Source organism: Kallipyga gabonensis (assembly GCF_001286805.1).
Taxonomy (GTDB): Bacteria; Bacillota; Clostridia; order Tissierellales; family Peptoniphilaceae; genus Kallipyga; species Kallipyga gabonensis.
In genome coordinates this window covers 39,919-65,218 of the sequence record NZ_CXYV01000002.1, presented here as the reverse complement: position 1 = coordinate 65,218, position 25,300 = coordinate 39,919, and the positions used below count along the sequence as shown (strand labels likewise).

Genomic DNA, 25,300 nt, shown 5'->3' with positions numbered 1-25,300 from the left:
AATGAACTTATCTATGGCGGATGTGGGCAGAGCCTACATCGTTGACAGCATACGGGGAAGGGACAAGGTTCAACGCCAGTTGGCCAACATGGGTCTGGTACCTGGTGCGAATGTCCAGCTTCTCTCTTCTCTTCACCAAAACTATATTATTTTACTGAACCAGACCCGTTTGGGAGTTTCCCGAGAGCTCTTGGACAAGGTTCAAGTCCATCTTCAGGAATCTGCGGGAGCGGAGACAGAAATTCAAGGAGGAATATTTCGTGAAAACTTTACTTGACCTGAAACCGGGGGACCGGGCTGAGGTGGTCCGGATCCACGGACGTGGTCCTTTGAAGAGGCGTTTTCAGGACATGGGCCTGATTAAAGGCAGTGTTTTTGAGGTAGTTAAGGTTGCTCCTTTGGGTGACCCTGTCGAAATTGTAATTAAAGGCTATAACCTGACTATCCGTAAGGAAGATGGAAAGGATATTGAGGTAAAGAGCATCTAAGTCGGGCTGGAGCCCTTTCTTTTTCCCTTGGAGTTAGCATATACTAACGAAACCGCTCAAGAAGAGGGGACGAGATCGGATACATAGAAAGAGTGTAGAAAATGAAGAAGACCATTGCCTTGGTGGGCAATCCGAATTCCGGAAAAACCACCCTATTCAACCTCCTCACCGGGGCCTCTGCCCATGTGGGAAACTGGCCCGGTGTCACCGTAGAAAAGAAAGTGGGCCAGATCCGAAAGAATAAGGACTTGAGCCTGGTTGACCTTCCGGGAATTTATTCCCTCTCCCCCTATACCATGGAAGAGGTCATTGCCCGGAAGTATCTCCTGGATGAGAAACCGGACTGCATTATCAATATCGTTGACGCATCCAACCTGGAGAGAAACCTCTACCTTACCAGCCAGGTCATGGACATGGGGATTCCGGTTGTCCTGGCCTGCAACATGATGGATATGGTCGAGAAATCGGGCGACCAGCTGGATACCCAGGCCCTCTCCGCCCGTCTGGGCCTTCCCGTGGTGGAGATTTCTGCCTTAAAAGAGGAGGGAATCCCTGAACTGGTCAACGCAGTAAACGCCAGCCTTCTGACCGGGAAAGCACCCAGCCCCATGACCTTCCGTCCGGAAATCGAAGAGGCCATCGAACAAGTCCATAAGGAACTTTCTACCGTCACCATCGAGCCGGAAGCCAAGAAGAAGTTCGATGCCATCAGTGACCGCTGGCTGACCATCAAGGCCCTGGAGATGGATGAAGAGACCCTGAAGGAGGTCACCATCCCCAAGGCGATGGAAGACCGAATCCTGGCCTTTGAAGATGAGGAGGATGATGACAGCCAGTCCATCATTTCTGCTGCCCGCTATAGCGAGATTGCTAAGATTCTGGACGGGGTCTATAAAGAAAAGAATCCCGGAAAGAAGTCCCTAACAGACCGGATTGATCAGATTGTGACCAACCGGATTTTGGCCCTGCCTATCTTTGCCCTGGTCATCTTCCTGGTCTACTATCTCTCCATCTCCACTGTTGGCACCTTCGGAACCGACTGGGTCAACGACGTCTTCGTCGCTGAATGGCTCCAGGGAGGGACCCAAACATTCCTGGAAAATATAGGCGTTTCCGCCTGGCTGATCGGAATGATCGTTGACGGCGTGATCGCCGGCGTGGGTGCTGTTTTGGGCTTTATCCCCCAGATGGCGGTCCTCTTCCTCTGCCTGGCCTTCTTGGAACAAACTGGCTATATGGCCCGGATTGCCTTTATCCTGGACCGGATATTCCGGAGATTCGGCTTGTCCGGCAAGTCCTTCATCCCCATGCTGATCGGAACCGGGTGCTCCGTTCCTGCCATCATGGGCTCCCGGACCATCGAAAATGATAAAGACCGCTACATGACAGCCATCACGACCTCCTTTATGCCTTGCGGAGCCAAGCTCCCTATCATCGCCTTCTTCGGCGGCGCCCTCTTCGGCGGTGCTTGGTGGTTTGGCCCGATCTTCTACTTCATCGGGATTGGCTCTGTTATTGTTTCCGGAATTATCTTAAAGAAAACTAAGCGCTTTGCCGGCGACCCCTCTCCCTTTGTTATGGAGTTGCCGGAATACCGTCTGCCCAGCCTGTCCGGCATCCTCCGGTCGGTTTGGGAACGCTGCGCCGCTTTCGTGAAAAAGGCGGGGACCATCATCCTCCTCTCCTCCATTGTCATCACCACCCTCCTCCATGTGGGCTTTACCCCCGAGGGCTTAGGATGGGTGGATGAAGCCGTTGATGAATCCATCTTGGCCGCCATCGGCCGGTCCTTCGCTTGGATTTTCAAGCCCCTGGGCTTCGACAACTGGGAGTCCGCAGTAGGTACGGTCTCCGGCCTGGTGGCTAAGGAGAACCTCATGTCCATCGTGGGCATCATCTTCGGTGTCTCGGGCGATGCCCTCGACCTCATCGAAGCGGGAGATTGGCAGGCCCTGGCCCCCATCACCTCCCACTATACCGCCCTCTCCGGCTTCTCCTTCCTCCTCTTTAACCTCTATTGCGCCCCCTGCTTTGCGGCCATCGGAGCCATGAACCGGGAGCTGCCCAGTCGGAAGTGGACCCTCATGGGCCTGGGCTACCAAACCCTCTTCGCCTATTCCCTGTCCCTGATCTTCTACCAGGGAGCCCTCTTCTTTACAGGAGCTGGGGTCACTATTTGGACCATTGTCGCCCTGGCCGTCCTCCTCTTTGGCCTCTATCTCCTTTTCCGGCCCGACCCCACCAAGAAACTTTTAGAGGGCGAGCCCGCCTATGGAGAGAGCCGGTAACTGAACACCCGTAACCCTGTTTGATGAATCACGGTCGGCAAGCAAGCCGACCTTTAGAAAGGAGGAAGGATGCCGGATATTCTTATTCTTGCCGGAGTAGCCCTCCTGGTGGTTTTTCTGGTTCGTAAACTCGTGAAGGACCACAAACAAGGGGGATGTGCCTCCTGCCCCCATTGCTCGACTTGTATGAAGTCCAGGCAGGAGAACCTACATGGAAGAAAGGAACCAGCTGAATCTCCTTGTCAATCTTCCTGCCGGTAAGCCCTGATAAAAAGATGAAATAAGGTGGTAACACGTGAGTGCAAGCTCTCGTCCTTAGAGACGGGAGCTTTTTTTTATTTTTACTATTTTTTAATTAAAGATTGTCTTATACAAGCAAAAAAATGCAGATGGAATTTTTACTGTTTTATATGATATTATTATTTCAGATGAGGAGATGATTTGTGAATAGCTTATTATTTACCTATAGAAAACCTGAAAGGCATAAATGATGAAACGTTTTTTATCTTTTTTAGGTCAGGCAACCATCCTCCTTTTTGGACTTTTTCTGCTGAGTTGGATATTCCCGGACTCATATGGAGAGATTATCGAAAGCTATACTGGGTTTTTACTTCCAGAATTCGCTGGTATTATGTATTTTGCAGATAATAAAACGAGTCTTCATGAGATCTTGCCCATATTAGGCATAGCTCTTTTCTTAAATGCCGTTCTCCTCCTTGTCCTTTTTGCCAGTGTTCCTTCTTCTTATGAACCGACTGTTGGAAATGTCGTTGTGTTTGTTTCTCTTTTTCTTTTTCCTACTCTTATGTATACTATTTACTTTGTATGGAAATCAAAGAGGGCATAGAAGTGTATCAGAGGGGAAAAATGATTGAGTCATCTTGAATCAGTTTATTTCTAAAAGAAGAATAGGACTTGCAGAAGCGCCCATGACGTGGTAGGATTTCTAGCAATAGGAAAACCGGACAAAAAGGAGAGTATCTTTCGGGCTGATCCTACAGAGAGCTTCGATTTGCTGAGAGAAGTGGTGAAGACGGAAGAGAAGATGGCCTTTTTTGGGATACGGTGAGACACTTTGATGTCTAGCCGGATACGGGTTCGCCCGTTATAGCGACAGGGTATGTTTGTACCTGCGAGGTCTTTTTCGTGAGGAAAAGATGAAATAAGGTGGTAACACGTGAGTGCAAGCTCTCGTCCTTAGGGACGGGAGCTTTTTTTATTCTCCTGACCATCCGGGAATCCTGGGAAAAAGGGTTGGCGATGATAGCCGACCGGGGAAGACGGTCAAATCAATGACGAAAAGGAGGACAATTATGTCAGAAAAAAACTATAGTTTGGAAACAGCTTGTGTACAGGGTGGCTATCAACCCAAGGCCGGTCAGCCGAGAATCCTGCCCATCTATCAGTCCACAACCTTTAAGTACGATACGGCCGACCAGGTCGCTGATCTCTTCGACCTTGCCGCAGAAGGTCATATGTATTCCAGGATCTCCAATCCCACCGTGGAAGCATTGGAGAAAAAAGTTGCAAGCTTAGAAGGTGGGATCGGGGCCCTTGCCGTTTCTTCCGGTCAGGCGGCCACCCTCCTGTCCATCCTGACCCTGGCATCTTGTGGCGACCACATCATTGCCATGAACAACCTCTACGGGGGCACCCACACCTTATTCGACTCCACCCTTCGGAAGTTCGGCATCGAGACCAGCTTTGTCCCCTTGAATGATCCGGAAGCTCTGGAAGGGGCCATTCGAGATAAGACGAAACTTATTTTTGCAGAGACCCTGGCCAATCCCAGCGTAGAAGTTCTGGATATTGAAGCGGTGGCCGGCTTGGCTCATGCCCATGACCTCCCGCTCATTGTGGATAATACCTTTCCGACCCCCTTTCTCTGTCAGCCTTTCCGTTTCGGAGCGGATATTGTCGTTCACTCTTCCACCAAGTATTTGGATGGCCATGCGACTTCCATTGGAGGCATTATCGTCGATTCGGGACAGTTTGATTGGAACCGGGGGAAGTTTGACTGCCTGACGGACCCGGATCCGGCCTATCACGGCCTATCCTATACCGAGACTTTTGGTCAGTCAGCCTATCTGACGAAGGCCCGGGCAGTCTACCTGAGGGATCTGGGCACGACCATGAGCCCTTTCAATGCCTGGTTAACCAACCTGGGAACGGAGACCCTGGCCCTACGGATGGAAAGACATAGTAAGAGTGCTTTGACGATTGCCCGGGCCCTGGAAAAAGATCCGCATATCGAGTCTGTCTCTTACCCTCTTCTGGATTCTTCACCCTATAAGAGTCTGGCCGATAAGTACCTGCCTAAGGGCGGATCAGGAGTCATCGCCCTGAGGATCAAGGGTGGAATTGAGGAGACCAAGGCCTGGATCAACCGTCTTCGCCTGGCTAGCCTGGTCGTTCATGTCGGCGACCTCAGAACCCATGTCCTCCATCCCGCTTCTATGACCCACCGCCAGCTTTCCGAAGAAGCCTTGAGAGCTGCAGGCATTGCACCCAACCAGGTCCGTCTGTCTGTCGGTCTGGAAGGAGTGGATGATCTATTGGAAGACCTGACGCAGGCCTTTCTTGATTAAATAGGCCAAAAGAGAAAGGAACGCTTATGCCCATTATCTTGCCGGACAAGCTGATTGATCCCTCAATACTTGAAGAAAACAACATTTTTACCATGTCTCCGGACCGGGCGTCCAGCCAGGACATTCGACCCTTGAAGGTCGCTATTGTCAACCTCATGCCGGCTAAGGAAGAAACCGAGGTTCAACTGGTCAAAATGCTGGCCAATACAGCCCTTCAGATTAAGATTGACTTTTTAACAACGGCCTCCTACCGGTCTCGTCATGTGGAACACCAGCGTTTGGATAGGCTCTACAAGACCTTTGAAGAGATCAAGGGGGAGAAGTATGATGCCATGATTATTACCGGGGCTCCGGTGGAAAGGCTGGACTATAAAGATATTTTATATTGGGATGAACTGAGAGATATTCTGGATTATGCACGAGAAAATGTCTACTCCACCTTATTTATTTGTTGGGCCGCCCAAGCAGCCCTCTACCACTATTATGGCGTGGAGGCACGGACAGCGGAAAAAAAGATTTTTGGAGTCTTTGAATTTGAGAAAAAGGGTCATGCCAAGGTGCTCAAAGGCTTTGACGATATTTTCGCACAACCCCACTCCCGTCACACCTACGTGGCGGAAGAGGATCTGGCCGGATTGGAGGACCTGGTTGTCCTGGCCGGTCGGCCCGATACCGGGGTGGCCCTAGCGGCATCCAAGGATAACCGACTTCTCTTTAATTTCGGCCACTGGGAATATGACAAGGGGACTTTGGATAAGGAGTACCGGAGGGACAGGGAGAAGGGGATTGCCACCGACCCTCCCCTCCACTACTACCGCAATGAGGACCCCGACCAGGGCATTCGTGTATCCTGGCGGTCGGCAGGCAACCTCTTCTTTTCCAATTGGCTCAATTATTGTGTCTACCAGGAAACGCCCTTTTCCGTTGACCAGATTAAAGCCAAGTCGGTGTCCAAGTTTGGCGGATCATCCTTAGCCGATGCTGTCCACTTTGAACAGGTCAAACAGATCATCCAGGCTGACCATGACCGGAGGGTGGTCATTGTCTCAGCACCGGGGAAACGGAGGCAGGAGGACGTCAAGCTGACCGATCGCCTGATTCATGATTATGAGCTTAAGCGTGACCGGGAGGACATCCGCCGGGTCATAGACCGCCTTGAGGAAGTCCTGAACCAAAATGAGAAAGAGGCAAAGGAGAATGCGGAGGAGATTGCCGGTCGCTTCCGGGACATTGTAGATCAGTTGGGCTTAGGCCCAGGAGTCAGAGAAGGGCTGGATAAGGATTTGAACGACCTGGCCTCTGCCCGGGACAGAGATTATATTGTTTCTCGTGGAGAATATATCAACGCCAAAATTATGTCCGCCTACCTGGGTTACGACCTGGTGGATGCCAAGGATTTGATCCGGGTGGGACCGGATGGGCGGGTCGACTTGGAAGAGACCAGACGGTTGATCCGAGAAAAGATTAAGGAGAAGGACCGGGTGGTCGTTCCGGGTTTCTACGGGGCGGATAACTATGGGAAGATTGTGACCTTTCCTCGGGGAGGCTCTGACTTTACCGGTTCCCTTTTAGCTTCCTCTTTGGATTCGGCCGTTTATGAGAATTGGACAGATGTGGATGGGGTGATGACAGCAGATCCTCAGAAGGACCGGACAGCCCGAAAGATCCCCCGTCTTTCCTACGAGGAATTATCGGAAATTGTAGACCGGGGAGCTGCCATTTACCAGAGGGAAGCCATTGATCCGGTCCGGGAAAAGAATATTGTTCTTCGCTTCTTAAATACAAATAATGCAGCGGGCACCGGAACGGAAGTCCGCGATTAAGGGAGGGTAATCATGGTAAAAGTCATTGTAGTGGGGGCGACCGGCCTCGTTGGGGGGACCATCCTATCCCTATTGGAAGAAAGAAATTTTCCGGCGGATGAGGTAAAATGTCTGGCGTCCGAAAGATCAGCAGGGAATACCCTGCCCTTCCGAGGAAAAGACCTGGAAGTTCGTACCCTGCGGTCAGAGGAGTTCCAGGGATATGACCTTGCCCTTTTTGCGGCCGGTGGGGAAGTTTCCCGGGAGTTTATCCCCCTGGCCCTGGAAGTGGGATTGGAGGTTGTCGATAATTCCTCTTATTTCAGGATGGATCCCCAGGTTCCTTTGGTAGTTCCGGAAGTCAACCCGGAAGCTATAGGGGAAGCCCGACTCATTGCCAACCCCAACTGTTCAACAATCCAGTGCATGGCCCCCTTGTTTGCTCTTGACCGGGCCTTGGGCTTGAAAAGAGTGGTGTATTCCACCTACCAGTCGGTTTCAGGTTCAGGCGTGAAAGGGCTTAAAGACTTAGAAGAGGGAACAAACTTTGCCTATCCCCATCCTATTCGAGATAACCTCCTTCCCCAAATCGATGATTTCCTGGAGTCCGGGTATACTAAGGAAGAGATGAAGATGGTCAATGAGAGCCGGAAAATTTTATCCAGACCTCATCTTCCGGTTACCGCTACGGCCGTCAGGGTTCCGGTTCCTTGCTGTCACGGCGTTTCGATCAACGTGGAACTTGACAGGGATTTTAACCTGGAAGAAGTCCGCAATTGCCTACGTTCACAGGATGGGGTGGTTGTTTTGGACCAGCCGGAAAAGGGAGTATACCCCATGCCCAGGGATTTGGCCGGAACGGATGAGGTTTACGTCGGAAGGATCCGTCGGGATCCTTCTATTCCCTATGGGCTTAATCTCTGGACGGTGGCGGATAATGTAAGAAAAGGTGCTGCCTTGAATACAGTGGAGATTGCCGAGCTTCTCCTTCAGCGAAAATTGGACGAAATGAGCGATTAAGCCTGCTGGACTGTGGTATAATGTCTAAATAGTGTGCCTGTGATTATTATTTGAATTAGCAAAGCGAGGATGAAGAAAATATGACTGCAAAATTGCTATCGAAGGAAAACGGCAAGGCCGTTTATACGCTTGAAATTGCTCATGAGGATCTTGAACCCTTTATGAATGAGGCCTATAAAAAACTTAGAGGCCGTTTCCAGATCCCCGGATTCCGGAAGGGGAAGGCTCCTCGGAAAATCATTGAAGCTAACTACGGTAAAGGCATCTTTTTTGAAGAGGGCCTGAATGATATGCTTCCTCAGGAGATTGACAAAGCGACCAAGGAATTGGGTCTGGAACCTGTTGGCCAGCCTGATATTGACCTCAAGGAGATGGATGAGGAAAAGCCCATCGTCCTTGAAGTAACGACTGACCTCCTCCCTCACCCCGAGTTAGGGGACCTCTCCACCATCCAGGTGGTCAAACGCCCGGTTGAAGTCAAGGATGACCAGGTTGAGGATGTGTTGAAGAGGGAGCAGGAAAAAAATGCCGTTCTTGAACCCATTGAAGATCGTCCCGTCCAGGATGGAGATACGGTAAACATTGACTATGAGGGCTCGATCGATGGAGTTCCCTTTGAAGGGGGAAAAGACCAGGGACACGACCTGGAAATCGGATCCGGTTCCTTTATTCCCGGCTTTGAGGACCAAATTATCGGCCATGAAAAGGGAGAGGAGTTCGATGTCAATGTAACTTTCCCTGAGGAATACCATGCCAAGGATTTGGCAGGGAAAGAGGCCGTTTTCCACGTAGTTTTGAATGACATCCATGAAAAACAGGTTCCTGAATTGGATGATGATTTTGCCCAGGACGTGTCGGAATATGACACACTGGAAGACTATAAAGCCTCCGTCCGCAAGGACTTGGAGAAACGGGCTGAGGATGCCGCCAAAGCGGACCACGAGAACCAGGCGATTCAGGGACTGGTCGACATCTCTACATTTGACCTGCCCGACTCCATGGTGGATGAACAGGTAGAGATTGAAGTGCGGAATATGGCGAACCAGGTCGGTCAGATGGGAATCACCCTTGACCAATACCTCCAGTACACCGGAATGGATTTGGACGGTTTCCGTGCCCAGCAACGCCCCATGGCCACCCTCCGTCTGTCCGGCGACCTTTGTCTTCAGGCCCTGGTTGATAAGATTCAACCGGAAGTCAGCGAGGAAGAGCTGAATGAGGAACTCAAGAAGATCGGCGAAGCTTACGGTGCAAAAGATACCGATGATTTCATCAAAAAGGTTAAGGAACTGGGCAACGAAAAGCTGGTCGAAGAAGATGTGAAGAAGAGAAAAGCCATCGACCACCTCATGGACCAGGTCCAGTATGTGGATGAGAAGGACCAAAAGAAAGAGGAAGAGAAGAAGGCCGACCCGGAAGAGAATGAAACAAAAGAAGAGAAAAGTGAGACAGAATCCCAGGAATAAGGGATACTGATGAGACATATGAGGAGGTATAATGCCATTAATTCCAACAGTGATTGAGCAAACCAATCGTGGAGAGCGGGCTTATGATATTTATTCCCGCCTTTTGGAAGAACGGATTATTTTCGTCACAGGCCCCATTGAAACCAATATGGCCAATTTGATCGTTGCCCAGCTCCTTTATCTGGAGTCCAAGGACCCGTCCAAGGACATCCAGCTCTACATCAACTCTCCGGGTGGGGAGGTGACAGCGGGCCTGGCAATCTACGATACGATGAACTATATCAAGTCGGATGTGTCAACGATCTGTGTGGGTATGGCCGCTTCCATGGGAGCGGTTCTCCTGGCTGCCGGTGAAAAGGGGAAGCGGTTCGCCCTCCCCAATTCGGACGTCATGATTCACCAACCTTCGGGCGGAGCCCAGGGGATGGCCTCTGATGTCGAAATCACCGTAAAGAAGATTTTAGAAACGAAGAAGATCTTGAACAAGATCCTCTCGGAGCGGACAGGTCAACCGCTGAAAAAGGTGGAGCGGGATACCGACCGTGACCGCTGGTTATCCGCCAAGGAAGCGATGGACTACGGCTTGATCGACGACGTGATTGAGTCCATGTAAGTAAGGGATCGGAGGAAATATGGCCGATTACCATGATGAAACGATCCACTGCTCTTTTTGTGGAAAAAAATCCGATGAAGTCGACAAAATGATCGCCGGACCTGACGGAGTCTTTATCTGTAATGAGTGCATCGAATTGTGTGGTGACATCATTGAAGAAGAAAAGGCAGGTCAGGAAGCCTTCCAAGATTCGGAAATAGAGCTTCCGTCACCCATGGAAATCAAGGCAGCTCTTGATGACTACGTGATTGACCAGGAGGAAGCAAAAAAGACCCTCTCCGTTGCCGTCTATAACCATTACAAACGGATTTATCGAGGTCACGAGACGGACGTGGATATTCAAAAATCCAATATCTGTCTGATTGGCCCTACGGGGTCAGGAAAAACGCTCCTGGCCCAAACTCTGGCAAAGACCCTTCGAGTACCCTTTGCCATTGCCGATGCAACAACCCTGACCGAGGCCGGTTATGTCGGTGAAGATGTAGAGAACATCATCCTCCGCCTTCTTCAAGCTGCGGATTTTGATGTGGAACTGGCGGAACACGGCATTATTTATATCGACGAAATTGATAAGATTGCCCGTAAGTCGGAAAACCCCTCCATCACCCGGGATGTCTCCGGAGAGGGGGTTCAACAGGCCCTTCTCAAGCTGATTGAGGGAACGGTGGCCGGAGTACCGCCTCAGGGCGGTCGAAAGCATCCCCGCCAGGAAATGATCCAGGTGGACACGTCCAACATTCTCTTTATTGTGGGCGGGGCTTTTGATGGAATTGAAAAGGTTGTGGAGAAGCGAAGGGGCGAAAATCCCATCGGCTTCAACCAGGAGAAGGTGGACCACTCTCAGGAGTCCTTATCGGATGCCCTGAAAAACGTCATCCCTGAGGACCTGATGAAGTTCGGTTTGATTCCTGAGTTGATTGGTCGTTTGCCGGTCTTAGTTGCCTTGCAGGAACTTTCAGTGGATGCTCTTCAACGAATCCTCTTAGAACCCAAGAATGCCCTGGTAAAACAGTACAAGGAGCTCTTCCGTCTGGATGGCGTTGACCTCCAATTTGATCAGGAAGCCCTGGAGGCAATTGCCCGCGAGTCATTTGAGCGGAAGATGGGTGCCCGTGGTCTTCGGTCGATTATGGAGAAACTCCTTCGTGAGCCCATGTTCAATATTCCCGACTTGGATGATATTCGGCAGTGCGTTATCACTAAGGATGTGGTCGAAGGGGAGGCTGAGCCCCGTCTCCTCAGGCAGACGGAAATGGTTGGCCAGCAATCCATGCCCTTGAATGTTCGTTGAATGGTAATTCGACAGCCGGCCTAGGCCGGCTGTCCTTCATTTATTTACCACTCTGTGGATGATCGTCCTTTGCTTGTAGTAAGGCCCGGGACAGAGGAGGAAATATGACAAAAAAGTATTATCATATCGAAAAAACGGTCTGTCCCGTTCTCTTGGCCCGCACGGAGATTGTCTTTCCCGGCGGAGCCTTAACCTTTGACCTGGAAAGTGAGCGGGAAGAGGCTGTTCTTGAGCAAGCGGTGAAAAATAATCAGGAGGTTCTTCTTTTAGCCTTAAAGGATCCCTCGGTGGAGAATCCCGGTCTTGAAGATTATATGGCCATGGGGACTATGGTGGCTGTTCGTCAGAACTTCCAGCTTTTGGGCGGAAACTCCAAGATTATCGTGGAAGGGCTTTGCCGGGCTGAGCTCCAACGCTTCATCCGTACCTCACCTTATGTGGAAGCGGAAGTGGTGAAATACCATTACAATAAGGATGAACTTGATGAAAATGACAACCGGGCCCTCCTTGCCCGCTTGGTTTCTTCGTCAGCGATTTCCTTTTTCCGGACTTCTATGGGGATTCCTGATTTTCTCCTCTTGCCCCGCCTCCAATCGGATGACCCCGGTAGCCTGGCGGATGAGGTAGCCTCCCATCTTGACCTCAACTACGAGGAAGCCAAGTCTATTCTCGTCGAACTTAACGTTGATGAGCGTCTGGTCATGGTCCAGTCGGCTCTTGACCTTCAGGCTAAGCTGACCGTTCTTGAACAACAGATTTCAGAAGAAGCTCAGGATCGGGTGAAGAAGAATCAAAAGGACTATTTGATTCAGGAGCAAATTCAGATTCTTCGAGAACAAATTGAAGACGACGGATCCGACCCTCTTTCCGTCGCCGAAAGTTACGAGGCCAGGGTCAAAGCCTTAAAAATGCCCGAGGAATCACGAGAAGTGGTTCTTAAGGAGGTAGAGAAGCTATCCTATCTATCGCCCATGTCGCCGGATGTCAACGTCTCTCGGACCTACCTGGATACGATTTTAGCCTTGCCCTGGGGAAAGTTCACTAAGGACCGGAAAGACCTGGTCAAGAGCCAGGAAATCCTGGATCGGGACCATTATGGTCTAAAGGATGTGAAAGACCGCATCCTGGAATTCATGGCGGTCCGCCAACTCCGTGCCGATTCCAAAGGATCCATCCTCTGTCTGGTCGGCCCTCCGGGCGTAGGGAAGACCTCGATCGTCCGTTCTATTGCCCGGGCGGTGAAGAGAGAATTTACTTCCATGCGTTTGGGCGGAGTTACGGATGAGTCGGAAATTCGCGGCCATCGAAAGACCTATATCGGGTCTATGCCCGGCCGGGTCATTGCTCAAATGATGCGGTCCAAGTCCATGAACCCCGTCTTCCTCTTTGATGAGGTGGACAAGATCGGTTCCGATTTCCGAGGAGATCCGGCATCTGCTCTTCTTGAGGTTCTGGATCCCGAACAGAACTTTGAATTCCATGACCGCTATCTGGAGATCCCTTTTGACCTCTCCCAGGTCATGTTTATTACCACGGCCAATACCACCACCACCATTCCCCGTCCTCTTTTGGACCGGATGGAAGTCATCCGGATCCTCGGCTATACCGAGGATGAAAAACTGGAGATTGCCGCACGCTATCTGGTAAAAAAGCAAAGGGAAGAAGCGGGGCTTAAGGCAGCCAATTTGGCCATTCCCCGCCCCATCCTGACGACCATTATCCGGAGCTACACTCGGGAATCCGGAGTCCGGGAGCTGGAGCGACAGATCGGAAAGATTTGCCGGCGGTCAGCCCGAAAGATCGTGGAAGGGGCCGACAAGGTCCGGGTCAACCAAACCAACCTCTCGGACTTCCTGGGTCAGCCCAAGTACCTGGATGATGAGCGGACTAAGAGCCCCCAAATTGGGGTGGTTAACGGTCTGGCCTGGACCGAGGTGGGGGGAGAGCTTCTCCTCATCGAAGCCAATAAGATGGCCGGCCGCGGCGGACTTCTTTTAACCGGCTCTATGGGGGAGGTCATGAAGGAATCGGCTGAACTTGCCATCTCTTATATCCGGTCCAATGCGGGTCGTTACGGCATTTCATCCTCTTTCTACACATTTGAGGACATCCATATCCATATGCCTGAAGGAGCGGTACCCAAAGACGGTCCGTCAGCGGGCGTCTCCATCCTGACGGCCATTGTTTCCATCCTGACCCAGCGACCTGTTCGCTCCGATGTGGCCATGACCGGAGAAATCACCCTTAACGGCCATGTTCTTCCTGTGGGCGGAATCCGGGAAAAAGTTCTTGCTGCAAAACGCTATGGAATTACCCATGTCTTTTTGCCCAAGGAGAATATGAGAGACCTGGAAGAAGTGGAAAAGGGGTCCATCGATGGGATGACCTTTGAGCCCATCGACCGGGTGGATGATCTTATCCGAAAGGCTCTTCTCAGCCCGGTGGAGAGGGAAGAGCAGGTTGTTTTTGAATCGGATAAAAAATCGGGAACGATCGGATTTTCCCGGGTTCTCGATAGACAAGAAGGGGATGAGTCCAGACCCCGGGCATAAGGGATTTGAATATATTCCCGTCTTTAGAAAGGAGGGCCTATGAAGGTAAAAGATGCTTGCCTGGAGGCTATGGCCCAGACACCGGAGGGATGGCCCACTGACCCCCTGCCGGAAATCGCCATGGTGGGCCGGTCCAATGTGGGTAAGTCCAGCTTCATTAACGCCCTCTGTAAGCGAAAAAAATTAGCCTATACTTCGTCTTCTCCGGGGAAAACGCGGACGATCAACTTCTACAATATCAACGGGGTTTTCCGCTTGGTGGACCTGCCCGGTTATGGCTATGCCCGAGTGTCAAAAAAAGACCGGGCATCCTGGGCAAAGTTTATTAATGACTACCTGGCGGACCGGGATAACCTGGTGGATGTCTTCCTCCTGGTAGACATCCGTCATGAACCCAACCTCATGGATCGGGAAATGTATGATTGGATTCTGGATGGCCAATTTTCCGGAACCGTCATCGGAACGAAAGCGGATAAGCTTTCGAAAAACAAAAGAGACCAGGCCCGGTCGCTTCTCATTCGAACCCTTGAAATTCCGGATCAGTCTCTCTTTATCCCTTTCTCTTCTATTGAAGGATCGGGAGTTCGGGAGGCCTGGTCACGGATTGACCGGATTTTAGACCGGTCCACATTACCCGATTCCCAATAAGTAAAAGGAGAAGGTTATGAAAATCCTCCTGACTTCCGATTTGAATCCCTCTCAAGTAAATGGGGTCATTGTTTCTGTGCTCAATTTGATGAAGGAACTGGAAAAGAAGGGGCATGATGTCCGCCTTCTCTGTCTTTCATCCTCCCATCGCTCTTATTCGTCAGGGAACATTTATTATGTTGGTTCTCTGCCCTTAAACATTTATCCGGATGTTCGGGCTTCCTTGATGATTAACAGCGACCTCCTGGAGGAGGTCTGCGATTGGTGTCCGGATATTATCCATTCCCAATGCGAGTTCTTCACTTATTCTTTTGTTGAACGCATTGCCCGTCGTTGCAAGGCCCCCATCGTCCACACCTACCACACCCTCTATGAGCACTATGTCCAATATGTCCTACCTGGGCAGGTAATGCGGGATCTCATTGCTCCGGTCATGAAAGTCCGGCTACGTACAGCTGATGTTATCATCGCCCCCACCCGAAAAACCAAACGCATCCTCTTTCAAAAGGGGGTAGCCGACCACGTGGTGGTTATCCCCACGGGAATTGATCTTTCCAAATATGATGTCAGCCTGCCCGATGAAGAAAGGCGGGCCATGGCCCGTAGTCTGGATATACCTGAGGATGCCTTTATTTATGGTTCCCTGGGTCGCCTGGCGGAGGAAAAGAATTTGGACGAAGTTCTCCGGGCTCATCATAAACTCTTGGAAGAGAGACCTGATGTTTACCTGGTTTTAGTGGGGGACGGCAAGTACCGCAAGCATTTGGAAAACCAAGTTGACTCTCTTGGAATCAGGGATAGAGTTCGATTCACAGGCATGGTCTCTCCTGATGTTGTCGGTAAATATTACCGGCTTTTCCGTTTCTTTATTTCTGCCTCCGTTTCTGAGACCCAGGGTCTGACTTATATTGAAGCCTTGGCCAATGGCCGTCCGGTCATTGCCAGAAGGGATGATGCTCCGGTTGAAGTCATCCGGGAGGGGGTTGATGGCTTTATCTTTGATACCACAGAACAGGCGGTGGACCGGATGAAGAGCCTGGTGGATGATCCTGACCGTTTAGCGGTAATGAGCCGGGCAGCCTGGGACAGCCGAAAGGCCTTTGGAACGGAATGTTTTGGTGACCGGGTCAGTGCCCTTTATGAACGGGTTTTGGAGACACCCGGAGATAACCAACTCGAAAGAGAACGGATGGTCAAGAAACTGACTGACCAATTTACCCTCTTCACCGATCGGTCTGATTACGGAAAATTCTATGATATTATCCGGGCAAAGTGGTCCCGGGCAAGCTACAGGAAGAAGGCGAAAAAAGGGGCGAAGAAGAGGTCAATAAAATGAGCGGTTCTTCTGACGACCAAACAAGAAAACAGGATCACGAGGGTGGAGAGAAGAGGGGAAGGCTGACCCGGATCGAAAATCGACTGAACACTATGGAAGATGCCTTGTCGGAGAAAACCATTCAAGGCAACCGGCGAGTTATTCAGGCGATTACCATTTTCGGCCTGGTTTTGACGACCTTGGTGGGTTTTTTGGCCTATCGAGCCGGACTTTTTACGAACAAAAAAGTCATGGTCGACTTCATCCGTGGCTTTGGAATTTGGGGACCTATCGTCTTTATCCTTATCCAGATCCTTCAGTGCATTGTTCCCATCATTCCCGGAGGACTTACCTTGGTTATCGGGGTCTATCTTTTCGGCCCTCTCCGGGGTTTTCTCTATAATTACGTGGGGATTATCCTGGGGTCCATCGGTGATTTTTGGCTTGCTCGACTATTTGGAACGGTCTTTGTCCGTTCCATGGTCAAGGAGGAAAGCTATCTGAAATACACCCGGTGGATGGAAAATCATGAAAAAAAGGTCAATTTGGCCTTTGTCGTCATCATACTCCTTCCTTTTGCCCCGGATGATTTTATTTGTATGTTGGCCGGCCTATCTCAGATGCGATTTTCTTATTTTTTCGTCCATCTCCTTTGGGCAAAAATCCCCTCCATTCTGACCTACTCTTTCTTTTTGGATTGGGGAATTCAAAAAGGGATGCATTTTCTGGAAGATCTCTAGCCTTGTAAAAAAAGAACCCGGTTGAAGCAGATATTCTGCTCCAACCGGGTTCTTTATGGTTAAAGTGAAGATGGATTATTCAACGACCTCAAACTGATCTTTGTCAGCACCGCAGACGGGGCAAACCCAATCTTCAGGAAGCTTTTCGAAGGGAGTTCCGGCAGCAATGTCGTTGCTGGGGTCACCTTTTTCAGGATCATAGATATAGCCACAAGCGTTGCATTCATACTTTTTCATGTTATTCCTCCTTGAGTTTTTCCCGGACGCTCCCGGGAAATCGATGACGTACAGTAATTATATACCATAGTCTGACTAATCCAAACCATAAAATGGGAGGTTTTTCCTCATGATTCCTTTTTTTTGATGGCAAAACCGCTTTACAGTCGCATTCTGACCAGCCTATTGATTATTTCCGGATTCCCTAGGGTATAAAAACTTTGGAACAAAACTGAACAAGTAATGAGTAGATCGTGAATATATCGGTAAACTTACCTTTGGCACAGGCAATAGAGGTGAAGAGAAAGGAGGTTTTCGTGCTCTATCGGTATTCCGGTACTATTCCCAGCGAAATTTCCTCCATCTGTTCCTACACCCTTCGGATTGTTCAGGAGATTGACCGCCACCTAAGCATGGATCGGTCAAGCCTTCAGGATATTCGTCTGGTGATCTCTGAGCTGATGATCAATGCCTGCGAGCATGGTAATCGGAACAATCCCGACAAGATTGTATCGATTGATGTGGCGGCGGATGACGAGGCGATTTCCATCTCCGTGAAAGATGAAGGCAGCGGAGTGAATTGGGATGGTCCTTGTTTTGCAAAGAATATGAAAGCTTCCGGAAGGGGGCTGATGATTGTGGATGCTCTCGTCGAGGAGTTGACCTTAAATAAGAGTGAAGTCCACTGTATTTATAAATTTCATCATTCATAGGCCCTGAATGTCTGGAGAGATGCCCTGCCAATGTTGTCAGGATAGGGATTTCTCGGGAACAGGGCCATATTTATGTTAAAATTAATAGGATAAGAAGGATCCGGTCAAGTCGATCCTTCATGGAATAAAGCTAGGGAGTAAGAATGAAAAGACAAGATATACGAAATGTAGCAATCATCGCTCATGTTGATCATGGGAAGACCACCTTGGTGGACGGACTTCTCCGGGTATCCGGAACGATACGTCAGAATCAGGAGATCCAGGACCGGGTCATGGACTCCGGAGATTTGGAACGGGAGCGGGGAATCACCATCCTTTCCAAAAATACGGCGGTCAACTATAAAGGAACGAAGATTAATATTATAGATACTCCGGGACATGCCGACTTTGGCGGCGAAGTAGAGCGGGTCTTAAAAATGTGTGACGGGGTAATTTTGTTGGTGGATGCTTTTGAAGGCCCCATGCCTCAGACTAAGTTTGTCCTCCGAAAGGCGGTGGACTTAGGTTTGCCCGCCATCCTCTGCATTAATAAGGTTGATCGGGCGGATGCCCGTGTGGATGAGGTCAAGGATGAGCTTTTGGACCTCTTTATTGCCGTAGACGCTCCCGAATCTTACTTGGATTCACCCATCATCTATGCGTCTGCCCGGGAAGGCTGGGCAAGTCGGGACCAGGACAAGAAAGGGACCAACATGGCCCCTATGATGGACATGATCCTGGAATCCATCCCTGCCCCTGAAGGGGACGAGGAAGGTCCTTTCAAGCTCCTCATTTCCACCTGTGACTACAATGACTACGTGGGGCGGATTGGGATCGGCAAGATCGGCCAGGGTCAGGTTAAGGTCGGGGATCACGTCACCATAAAGAATTACAATAACCCTGAGGTGGACCGGGAAGTGAAAATTACCAAGATTTTTGAATTTGACGGGCTCAAGCGGGTTCCTGTCGAAACTTCCGGTGTCGGATCCATCATCGCCGTTTCCGGTGTGGAAGGAATTGAAGTAGGGGATACCCTATGTGACCCGGAAGATCCAAGCCCTCTGCCTTTTGTTAAAATCTCTGAGCCCACCCTCCAGATGACTTTCTCGGTCAACGATTCTCCTTTTGCCGGTCAGTCCGGGAAGTACGTTACTTCTCGTCACCTCCGAGCCCGCCTATTCAAAGAGTTGGAGACGGATGTCTCCCTTCGGGTAGCGGAAGGAGAGGGGACGGACTCTTTCAAAGTCAGTGGACGGGGTGAACTCCACCTGTCCGTTCTGATTGAAAAAATGCGTCGGGAATCCTATGAGTTTCAAGTCTCCAAACCGGAAGTTCTTTTTCGCACCGATGAAAAGGGCCATAAATTAGAGCCGATTGAAGAGGTAGTCGTGGACATTGACCAGGAATTCTCCGGTGCGGTTATTCAAGCACTCGGCCGACGCAAGGGGGAACTCCAGGAGATTAGAACAACGCCATCCGGTTATACCCGGCTCATCTTCAACATTCCTGCCCGGGGCTTAATCGGTTACCGTCAGCAACTCCTGACGGACACCCGGGGAACCGGGGTTCTCAACAATGAGTTTTTGGAGTATGCACCATACAAAGGAGAAATTCCTCGGCGGCCAACCGGATCCCTGATTGCTTTTGAAACCGGGGAAGCCACCGGTTATGGCCTCTTTGCTGCTCAGGACCGAGGTCAACTCTTTATCGAACCCGGCACCGAGGTATATGAGGGTCAGGTCGTGGGATCCAACCCCAAGGGTTTGGATATCGAGGTCAATGTTTGCAAGAAAAAAGCCCTGACCAACATCCGGTCAGCGGCCTCGGATGAAGCCCTCAAACTTTCTCCACCCGTCAAACTCAGCCTGGAGCAGATGATGGAATTTGTTGAAGAAGATGAGCTCATTGAGGTGACTCCGGATGCTCTCCGCCTTCGCAAGTCCATCCTGGACACCAATAAACGCTATAAATCCAAGAAATATTCATAAGATTCCCGGAGGGACTGGGCATGGGCCTTTTCATTCGCATTTTCCAATCAATCTATCAATCCATTTCTCAAAATTACTGGTGGATTAATTTAATCCTGGTTCTGATCGTGATTTATTGGGGAAGGGAAAGGCCGGCACGTTCCACCCTCATGTGGATTTTAGTCTTAACCCTTCTCCCGATTGTGGGTTTTTTCCCTTACCTTCTCCTCGGCCAGGACACCCGTCGAACCAATATGTTCCGGATCAAGGGCGAGCAGGACCGGGCAATTCGAGAGGAGACCAAGGTTCAGGAGCGGATGCTGGTTGACCTGCCGGATATTTTTGAGGATTACGAGGAGCGGGCGACCATGGGAGAGGTAGGCGAGCTTGCTACCTTAAATCTCAAACTCAACCGGTCCGTTATTTCTGCAGATAATGATGTCCGCGTCTTTACCGATGGCAAAGAAAAATTTGATGCTCTCATTGAAGACATTGACGCTGCCCAACATACGATTGAAGTCCAGTACTATATTTTCAAGTCGGATGGCTTGGGTTCCCGCCTGATTAACCACCTGGTTCAGGCAGCGGGACGGGGAGTTCGCGTTCGTCTGCTCTCTGACGGGATCGGTTGTCGCTTCCTTTCCAAGCGGGATGTTCGCCGGATGGAGGATGCCGGCATAGAGGTGGGGATTTTCTTCCCCTCCTTTCTCCGGATCATCAACCTGCGAATGAACTATCGGAACCACCGGAAGATTGCCATTATTGACGATGAAGTGGCCTACATCGGCGGCTTTAATGTCGGCGATGAATATTTGGGGTTGGAAGACCGGTTTGGTTATTGGAGGGATACCCATTTACGAATTCATGGATCAGCTGCCCATCCCATCAAAATCCGCTTTATCCAGGATTGGTACTATGCGACCGGAAGGGATCCGGGTGAAGAGCCTGATTTTCGTCCGATTCAGGGCAAGGGGTCTACCCTTTGTCAAATGGTGGCATCCGGTCCGGATACCCAGATGAAGAACATCAAACTCTCCATGATCAAAATGATCAACCAGGCCGATAAACGGATTGACATCCATACCCCCTATTACATACCGGACTCCTCCTTCCAGGAAGCCCTGACCATCGCTCTCCAGCAGGGGGTGGAAGTCAACATCATGATCCCCAACAAACCTGACCATCCCGTTGTCTATCCGGCTACCCTGTCTTTTACGAAAGCCATTGCCAAAGACGGGGCAAACATCTACCGGTACGATAACGGCTTTCTCCATTCCAAGGTTCTCATCGTTGATGATGTTTTCTCCATGGTGGGATCCGCCAATATTGATGAGCGTTCCTTCTCTTTGAACTTTGAAGCTTCTGAAATTGTCTATTCTGCTGAGGTCAACCAGACCCTCCGCCGGGCTTTTGACGAGGACATCAAAAAATCCACCCTCCTGACCAGGGAATGGTGGAAAACCATGCCTCTCAAATATAAGATCCTAAGCCCAATTTGCCGGCTTTTTGCCCCTATCCTTTAAGGATGGGAAAAGAAAGGGGTTATCTATGAATCGGATGAAAAAATCCACGAAAGGAATCGGCAGTCTTACTTTTGTCTTTGTCGCTGTCCATATCCTTTTCTCTCTTGCACTTGACTACACTCTTTCCTCGGGAGTCATGAAAGATCCCAGGCTTTTTATCACTATGGAGCGGATTTCCTATGTTCTCCAGGTCCTTGCTTTAGCCCTTTCCGCAATCCATGGACTGGCGATCTTCCTGGATCCCAACAGTGATGGTTTTCAGGTGATTCTGGGGATCATTGAGGCGGCCTATTTTTGCGGAGGAATTCTTCCGGTCATCTTCATCTTCCAAGGACTTTTCATCGATCCGGCCATCTACCAGAAGATCCTGTCCAACTCCACCATGACCTTCTTAACTTCTCTTTCTCTGTTGTTGGGCATTCTTGTTTTCTTTCTCCACCTGGTCCACTTCTTCTTTTTCCGGGAGGACGAGCCTGGGAAGGAGTCCCTATGAAAAAAATATCCAAGGCGGTTGTCCGTCGCTTGCCGAAATATTACCGCTATCTCACGATCCTTGCGAACAAGGGGGAGGAGCGGGTCTCTTCCGCCGCTTTGAGCGAAATTACCGGCTTTACCGCCTCCCAGATCCGTCAGGATCTTAACCACTTCGGTGGCTTCGGTCAGCAGGGCTTTGGCTACCGGGTTGAAAGCCTCCGGGAACAGGTGGGAAAGATCATCGGAGTGGAATCCGGACAAAAAGTCGGCATCGTGGGCATCGGACACTTGGGCGAGGCTATTGCCAACTCCACACTTTTTTCAGACACCAACTATAAGCTCAAGGCCCTTTTTGATGCGGATCCGGAAAAAGTGGGGACCAAGTTCGGTGGACGGGTCATCCACTCCGTCGACCTGCTAGAGTTCATTATCCAAAAAGAAGGCCTGGACATTATCACCATCACCACTCCCTCCCGCGTTGCTCAGGAAATTGCCGACCGGGCAAGCGAAGCGGGCATCAAAGGAATTTGGAACTTCGCCCTCTACGATATTCGTTTGAAGGAAGGCGTGGTTTTAGAAAATGTCTATCTGGAGGAATCCCTCCATACTCTCACCTATTATATCCACCACCCGGACGACTACCAGGGGGCGTAAAAATAAAGGACTTCACCGGTTATGGCAGTACTAAGTGTACAAGAGCTGAATAAATCCTATGGGATCAAGCCCGTTTTGAAGGGGCTTTCCTTTCAGGTTAACCAGGGGGATAAGATTGGGATCATCGGCGGAAACGGGGTGGGGAAGACCACGCTTTTTCGTCTCCTGACCGGACAAGAAGAGCCTGATTTCGGAAAGATCTCCATGAAAGGGGACCTCCGATTGGGTTACCTTGCCCAGAATGTCCATATTGAATCGGACAATTCCCTCTTTGAGGAATGCAAAAAGGCTTATTGGCGGGCCTTTCAGGTAGAAGAAAAACTCCGCGACCTGGAAAAGGAGATGGGAAAGGATCTGACCAAGGAGGATCTTTCCCGGGTCATGTCCTCTTATCAGGTTCTGACTGAACGCTTTGAAGAAGAAGGGGGTCTGTCCTACGTCTCCGAAATTCGGGGGATCCTCAAAGGTATGGGCTTTGAAGAGGATCGGTTTGACGATCCGGTCAATGTTCTGTCGGGTGGGGAGAAGTCCCGTCTGGAGCTTGCCCGGATGCTGTCCGGCCGTCCGGATATGCTTCTTTTAGACGAACCCACCAACCACCTGGACATCCAGGCCATCCGTTTTTTGGAATCTTTTCTGGTGGATTTCAAGGGAGCCGTCCTTCTCATTTCCCACGACCGATATTTTTTGGACCGGATCTCCCAACGGATCTTTCTCCTTGAAAAGGGCAAGCTCTATGCCTATAACTGCGGCTACCGGGATTACACTCGGCGGCGGGCGAAAGACCTTGAGGTTCTCCGCCATGCCTATGAAAACCAACAGGCGGAGATTGCCCGCCAGAAAGAAATCATTGACCGCTTGTCCAAACAGGGCGGATCTCTCCGCAAGCGAGGGATTGCCCAATCCCGTTCCCGGCAAAAGCTATTGGATAAGATGGTTCTCGTGGAGGCTCCCCCGGACCAGGATCCCCATATGCGCTTCAAGCTCACCCCCCGTTATGAATCAGGAAAGGATGTCCTTGAGGTGGAGGGTCTGACCAAGTCTTTTGATGGTCGTCCTCTTTTTGAAGGGGTTAGCTTTTACCTGGGTAAGGGGTGGAAGGTGGGCCTGGTTGGGGAAAATGGAGTGGGAAAGACCACGCTTTTCCGGATCCTTCTCGGTAAAATGGATGAAGATGAGGGAGTGGTCAGCTTCGGATCAGCGGTAAAGTTGGCTTATTTTGACCAGGAACAGGCTAACCTGGATGATGAGAAAACGGTCATCGATGAGTTTTGGGATGCTTATCCCCAGATGGACCATTACCGGGTTCGTTCCAATTTGGCAAAATTTCAGTTTGTTGGCGATGACATCTTCCAGGTAGTCGGGGATTTGTCAGGGGGAGAAAAATCCCGCCTTGCCCTTCTCAAACTCATGCTTTCCAATGCCAATCTCCTTCTTTTGGATGAGCCCACGAACCACCTGGATATCGAAAGTCGGGAGATTCTAGAGGAGGCCCTGATTGATTATGAGGGGACGGTCCTGGTCATCTCCCATGACCGCTATTTCCTCAACCACGTTTGCGACCACATCTTCCATCTGACACCGGAAGGCATGGCGACCGGTCTGGGCAACTATGATGACTTTATCGCCGGCCAGGAGGTTGACGGGGATGACCAGGCCGAGGAGGGATTGACCCGGACTCAGGTCAAAAAGATCAAAAAAAAGAAACGAATGAAAAAAGAAGAGTTTCGAAAGGCTCGTGCCCGTGTTCAGGATTTAGATCGGAAGATCCGTGAATTGGAGAGCCAGGAACAGGAATTTCAGGCTAAAGCCCTTGATCCCGCCATTTACGAAGACTATGAAGAAGCCATGGTCATCCACGACCAGCTGGAGACAATTCAGAAAAAGATCGAAGAGGCAAGCGATATGTGGCTGGCCCTATCCATGGAACTGGAAGGAGAGGAAGAGGAATGAGAATAATTGCCTACCGCGGTGTGGATAAGAATGCACCGGAAAATACCATGCCGGCCTTCCGGGAGGCCATCCTGGAAGGGGCTTCCGCTATCCAACTGGATGTTCACTTTTCCAGGGATAAGGAATTGGTTGTTTTCCATGACGACTCGGAATCCCGGATGATTGAAGGGGTGGGTTTCGTCCGCCACCATACTTTAGAAGAGCTCCAGTCCTATTCATTTAAGCATTATCGAGATCGGATTGACCTTCATATTCCGTCTTTGAAGGAATATCTGGAATGGGCAAAAGATCTTCCCCACACTACTATCATCCATATGAAGAATAACCACTTTCTCTATCCCGGCATGGAGGAAGCGGTTTTAGACTTGGTCGAAAAGCTCGACTTACTAGACCGGGTTATCCTGGCCTCTACCCGGGTATCCTCGATGCAGATCCTCCGCGATCTTCACCAGGATGTTCGCCTGGCCATGATAGTCGATAATTTGGAGGAGAGCTTTTTTGAAGAGATCGCCCCACTGAAGTTGGAAGCCATCCTTCCTAACCGAATTTTAGTCACGGAGGGGCTGATCAATCAGGCAAGAGGAATAGGCTTGGAGGTTTGGCCTTTTTCCGTCAACCGCCTTTCTTCTCTTCGCCGTTTGGAGACCTTTGACATTCAGGGAATTTTAACCCGAGATGTTGAAGGGATGCGAGAAGCTTTGAATGAAAAGAATCCTTACGATAAGGAAACCCTGAAACGGGCTTCCCTCCTCCCCGACCACCAGGACCATGAAGAGATCGGGAAGGAAAAGACGCGTTTTCCTCTGGGGCGGAAAAAGAAGGAAAAGGCCAAAGGGGGCTTCGTTGGTATCCTCATTTCCATGGCAGTATCCGTGGGATTGTCCGCCCTGGCCGCCTTTTTGGTGATGAAGCTTTTGGAGAGTATTTTGTAGTAGACGTGTCAATATACAATCCTGTATATGTAGTGATATAAGCGTAAATTGTCGTTTTTTTTGATAAAAGGAGGTTTT

The 25,300-nt window shown here is 50.3% G+C and carries 23 protein-coding genes; 22 read left to right on the top strand and 1 reads right to left on the bottom strand.

What is annotated here, in order from left to right; genetic code table 11:
• The first annotated feature begins 1 nt into the window (after position 1).
• The 15 genes from BN2373_RS01715 (at position 2) to BN2373_RS01645 (ending at position 16,811) form a co-directional block, all read left to right on the top strand.
• Positions 2 to 277 (top strand): FeoA family protein, encoded by a 276-nt coding sequence (locus tag BN2373_RS01715; protein WP_053942472.1) that lies wholly within the window; start codon positions 2 to 4, stop codon positions 275 to 277.
• The gene (locus BN2373_RS01710) at positions 261 to 488 is read left to right on the top strand and encodes a FeoA family protein (RefSeq protein WP_053942471.1); all 228 of its coding nucleotides are present in this window, start codon (positions 261 to 263) and stop codon (positions 486 to 488) included. The genes BN2373_RS01715 and BN2373_RS01710 overlap by 17 nt, the downstream gene beginning before the upstream one ends.
• Before the next feature lie 101 nt (positions 489 to 589).
• Entirely contained in the window at positions 590 to 2,776 is a 2,187-nt protein-coding gene (gene feoB / locus BN2373_RS01705; protein ID WP_053942470.1) for a ferrous iron transport protein B, read from the top strand.
• A 69-nt stretch (positions 2,777 to 2,845) separates the two neighbouring features.
• Positions 2,846 to 3,037: a FeoB-associated Cys-rich membrane protein gene (locus BN2373_RS01700; protein WP_053942469.1), complete on the top strand. Its 192-nt coding sequence runs from the start codon at positions 2,846 to 2,848 to the stop codon at positions 3,035 to 3,037.
• A gap of 226 nt (positions 3,038 to 3,263) precedes the next feature.
• Positions 3,264 to 3,623: a hypothetical protein gene (locus BN2373_RS01695; protein ID WP_053942468.1), complete on the top strand. Its 360-nt coding sequence runs from the start codon at positions 3,264 to 3,266 to the stop codon at positions 3,621 to 3,623.
• 466 nt (positions 3,624 to 4,089) lie between these two features.
• Complete coding sequence (locus tag BN2373_RS01690; protein ID WP_053942467.1) at positions 4,090 to 5,364, top strand: O-acetylhomoserine aminocarboxypropyltransferase/cysteine synthase family protein; 1,275 nt, start codon at positions 4,090 to 4,092, stop codon at positions 5,362 to 5,364.
• Positions 5,365 to 5,390: 26 nt separating this feature from the next.
• Positions 5,391 to 7,187 carry a homoserine O-acetyltransferase/O-succinyltransferase family protein gene (locus BN2373_RS01685; RefSeq protein ID WP_053942466.1) on the top strand — a complete coding sequence of 599 codons (1,797 nt, stop codon included), beginning with the start codon at positions 5,391 to 5,393 and terminating at the stop codon, positions 7,185 to 7,187.
• 12 nt (positions 7,188 to 7,199) lie between these two features.
• A complete protein-coding gene (locus tag BN2373_RS01680) occupies positions 7,200 to 8,186 on the top strand; it encodes an aspartate-semialdehyde dehydrogenase (RefSeq protein ID WP_053942465.1) in 987 nt (328 codons plus the stop codon).
• An 80-nt stretch (positions 8,187 to 8,266) separates the two neighbouring features.
• Positions 8,267 to 9,652 (top strand): trigger factor, encoded by a 1,386-nt coding sequence (tig, locus tag BN2373_RS01675; RefSeq protein ID WP_053942464.1) that lies wholly within the window; start codon positions 8,267 to 8,269, stop codon positions 9,650 to 9,652.
• A gap of 31 nt (positions 9,653 to 9,683) precedes the next feature.
• The gene (gene clpP, locus BN2373_RS01670) at positions 9,684 to 10,265 is read left to right on the top strand and encodes an ATP-dependent Clp endopeptidase proteolytic subunit ClpP (protein WP_053942463.1); all 582 of its coding nucleotides are present in this window, start codon (positions 9,684 to 9,686) and stop codon (positions 10,263 to 10,265) included.
• Between the two features lie 19 nt (positions 10,266 to 10,284).
• Complete coding sequence (clpX, locus tag BN2373_RS01665; RefSeq protein ID WP_053942462.1) at positions 10,285 to 11,556, top strand: ATP-dependent Clp protease ATP-binding subunit ClpX; 1,272 nt, start codon at positions 10,285 to 10,287, stop codon at positions 11,554 to 11,556.
• Positions 11,557 to 11,660: 104 nt separating this feature from the next.
• Entirely contained in the window at positions 11,661 to 14,108 is a 2,448-nt protein-coding gene (gene lon / locus BN2373_RS01660; RefSeq protein ID WP_053942461.1) for an endopeptidase La, read from the top strand.
• A gap of 39 nt (positions 14,109 to 14,147) precedes the next feature.
• Positions 14,148 to 14,756 carry a ribosome biogenesis GTP-binding protein YihA/YsxC gene (gene yihA / locus BN2373_RS01655; RefSeq protein ID WP_053942460.1) on the top strand — a complete coding sequence of 203 codons (609 nt, stop codon included), beginning with the start codon at positions 14,148 to 14,150 and terminating at the stop codon, positions 14,754 to 14,756.
• A 16-nt stretch (positions 14,757 to 14,772) separates the two neighbouring features.
• Positions 14,773 to 16,092 carry a glycosyltransferase gene (locus BN2373_RS01650; protein WP_053942459.1) on the top strand — a complete coding sequence of 440 codons (1,320 nt, stop codon included), beginning with the start codon at positions 14,773 to 14,775 and terminating at the stop codon, positions 16,090 to 16,092.
• Positions 16,089 to 16,811, top strand: coding sequence for a TVP38/TMEM64 family protein (locus tag BN2373_RS01645; RefSeq protein WP_053942458.1), 723 nt, complete (start codon positions 16,089 to 16,091; stop codon positions 16,809 to 16,811). Before BN2373_RS01650 ends, BN2373_RS01645 begins: the two co-directional genes overlap by 4 nt.
• Before the next feature lie 75 nt (positions 16,812 to 16,886).
• On the opposite strand, the gene rd is transcribed toward BN2373_RS01645, so the two are convergent.
• Positions 16,887 to 17,048 carry a rubredoxin gene (rd, locus tag BN2373_RS07615; RefSeq protein WP_074017939.1) on the bottom strand — a complete coding sequence of 54 codons (162 nt, stop codon included), beginning with the start codon at positions 17,046 to 17,048 and terminating at the stop codon, positions 16,887 to 16,889.
• 296 nt (positions 17,049 to 17,344) lie between these two features.
• Here rd and BN2373_RS01640 point away from each other — a divergent pair, with 296 nt between their 5' ends.
• The 7 genes from BN2373_RS01640 (at position 17,345) to BN2373_RS01610 (ending at position 25,222) form a co-directional block, all read left to right on the top strand.
• Complete coding sequence (locus BN2373_RS01640; protein WP_053942457.1) at positions 17,345 to 17,740, top strand: ATP-binding protein; 396 nt, start codon at positions 17,345 to 17,347, stop codon at positions 17,738 to 17,740.
• A gap of 143 nt (positions 17,741 to 17,883) precedes the next feature.
• Complete coding sequence (gene typA / locus BN2373_RS01635; protein WP_053942456.1) at positions 17,884 to 19,707, top strand: translational GTPase TypA; 1,824 nt, start codon at positions 17,884 to 17,886, stop codon at positions 19,705 to 19,707.
• 20 nt (positions 19,708 to 19,727) lie between these two features.
• Positions 19,728 to 21,209 carry a cardiolipin synthase gene (gene cls, locus BN2373_RS01630; protein WP_053942455.1) on the top strand — a complete coding sequence of 494 codons (1,482 nt, stop codon included), beginning with the start codon at positions 19,728 to 19,730 and terminating at the stop codon, positions 21,207 to 21,209.
• 25 nt (positions 21,210 to 21,234) lie between these two features.
• On the top strand, positions 21,235 to 21,702 hold the full coding sequence (locus tag BN2373_RS01625; RefSeq protein ID WP_053942454.1) for a hypothetical protein: 468 nt from the start codon (positions 21,235 to 21,237) through the stop codon (positions 21,700 to 21,702).
• Positions 21,699 to 22,337 carry a redox-sensing transcriptional repressor Rex gene (locus BN2373_RS01620; protein ID WP_053942453.1) on the top strand — a complete coding sequence of 213 codons (639 nt, stop codon included), beginning with the start codon at positions 21,699 to 21,701 and terminating at the stop codon, positions 22,335 to 22,337. Before BN2373_RS01625 ends, BN2373_RS01620 begins: the two co-directional genes overlap by 4 nt.
• Before the next feature lie 21 nt (positions 22,338 to 22,358).
• Positions 22,359 to 24,290: a ribosomal protection-like ABC-F family protein gene (gene abc-f / locus BN2373_RS01615; RefSeq protein ID WP_053942452.1), complete on the top strand. Its 1,932-nt coding sequence runs from the start codon at positions 22,359 to 22,361 to the stop codon at positions 24,288 to 24,290.
• The gene (locus BN2373_RS01610) at positions 24,287 to 25,222 is read left to right on the top strand and encodes a glycerophosphodiester phosphodiesterase (RefSeq protein WP_053942451.1); all 936 of its coding nucleotides are present in this window, start codon (positions 24,287 to 24,289) and stop codon (positions 25,220 to 25,222) included. Before abc-f ends, BN2373_RS01610 begins: the two co-directional genes overlap by 4 nt.
• Positions 25,223 to 25,300: the final 78 nt, after the last annotated feature.

What these genes read in the sequence shown, in the direction of transcription:
- BN2373_RS01715 (WP_053942472.1), top strand. Translation starts at nt 2, where the DNA reads ATGAACTTATCTATGGCGGATGTGGGCAGAGCCTACATCGTTGACAGC.
- feoB (WP_053942470.1), top strand. Translation starts at nt 590, where the DNA reads ATGAAGAAGACCATTGCCTTGGTGGGCAATCCGAATTCCGGAAAAACC.
- BN2373_RS01700 (WP_053942469.1), top strand. Translation starts at nt 2,846, where the DNA reads ATGCCGGATATTCTTATTCTTGCCGGAGTAGCCCTCCTGGTGGTTTTT.
- BN2373_RS01695 (WP_053942468.1), top strand. Translation starts at nt 3,264, where the DNA reads ATGATGAAACGTTTTTTATCTTTTTTAGGTCAGGCAACCATCCTCCTT.
- BN2373_RS01690 (WP_053942467.1), top strand. Translation starts at nt 4,090, where the DNA reads ATGTCAGAAAAAAACTATAGTTTGGAAACAGCTTGTGTACAGGGTGGC.
- BN2373_RS01685 (WP_053942466.1), top strand. Translation starts at nt 5,391, where the DNA reads ATGCCCATTATCTTGCCGGACAAGCTGATTGATCCCTCAATACTTGAA.
- BN2373_RS01680 (WP_053942465.1), top strand. Translation starts at nt 7,200, where the DNA reads ATGGTAAAAGTCATTGTAGTGGGGGCGACCGGCCTCGTTGGGGGGACC.
- tig (WP_053942464.1), top strand. Translation starts at nt 8,267, where the DNA reads ATGACTGCAAAATTGCTATCGAAGGAAAACGGCAAGGCCGTTTATACG.
- clpP (WP_053942463.1), top strand. Translation starts at nt 9,684, where the DNA reads ATGCCATTAATTCCAACAGTGATTGAGCAAACCAATCGTGGAGAGCGG.
- clpX (WP_053942462.1), top strand. Translation starts at nt 10,285, where the DNA reads ATGGCCGATTACCATGATGAAACGATCCACTGCTCTTTTTGTGGAAAA.
- lon (WP_053942461.1), top strand. Translation starts at nt 11,661, where the DNA reads ATGACAAAAAAGTATTATCATATCGAAAAAACGGTCTGTCCCGTTCTC.
- yihA (WP_053942460.1), top strand. Translation starts at nt 14,148, where the DNA reads ATGAAGGTAAAAGATGCTTGCCTGGAGGCTATGGCCCAGACACCGGAG.
- BN2373_RS01650 (WP_053942459.1), top strand. Translation starts at nt 14,773, where the DNA reads ATGAAAATCCTCCTGACTTCCGATTTGAATCCCTCTCAAGTAAATGGG.
- BN2373_RS01645 (WP_053942458.1), top strand. Translation starts at nt 16,089, where the DNA reads ATGAGCGGTTCTTCTGACGACCAAACAAGAAAACAGGATCACGAGGGT.
- rd (WP_074017939.1), bottom strand. Translation starts at nt 17,048, where the DNA reads ATGAAAAAGTATGAATGCAACGCTTGTGGCTATATCTATGATCCTGAA.
- typA (WP_053942456.1), top strand. Translation starts at nt 17,884, where the DNA reads ATGAAAAGACAAGATATACGAAATGTAGCAATCATCGCTCATGTTGAT.
- cls (WP_053942455.1), top strand. Translation starts at nt 19,728, where the DNA reads ATGGGCCTTTTCATTCGCATTTTCCAATCAATCTATCAATCCATTTCT.
- BN2373_RS01625 (WP_053942454.1), top strand. Translation starts at nt 21,235, where the DNA reads ATGAATCGGATGAAAAAATCCACGAAAGGAATCGGCAGTCTTACTTTT.
- BN2373_RS01620 (WP_053942453.1), top strand. Translation starts at nt 21,699, where the DNA reads ATGAAAAAAATATCCAAGGCGGTTGTCCGTCGCTTGCCGAAATATTAC.
- abc-f (WP_053942452.1), top strand. Translation starts at nt 22,359, where the DNA reads ATGGCAGTACTAAGTGTACAAGAGCTGAATAAATCCTATGGGATCAAG.
- BN2373_RS01610 (WP_053942451.1), top strand. Translation starts at nt 24,287, where the DNA reads ATGAGAATAATTGCCTACCGCGGTGTGGATAAGAATGCACCGGAAAAT.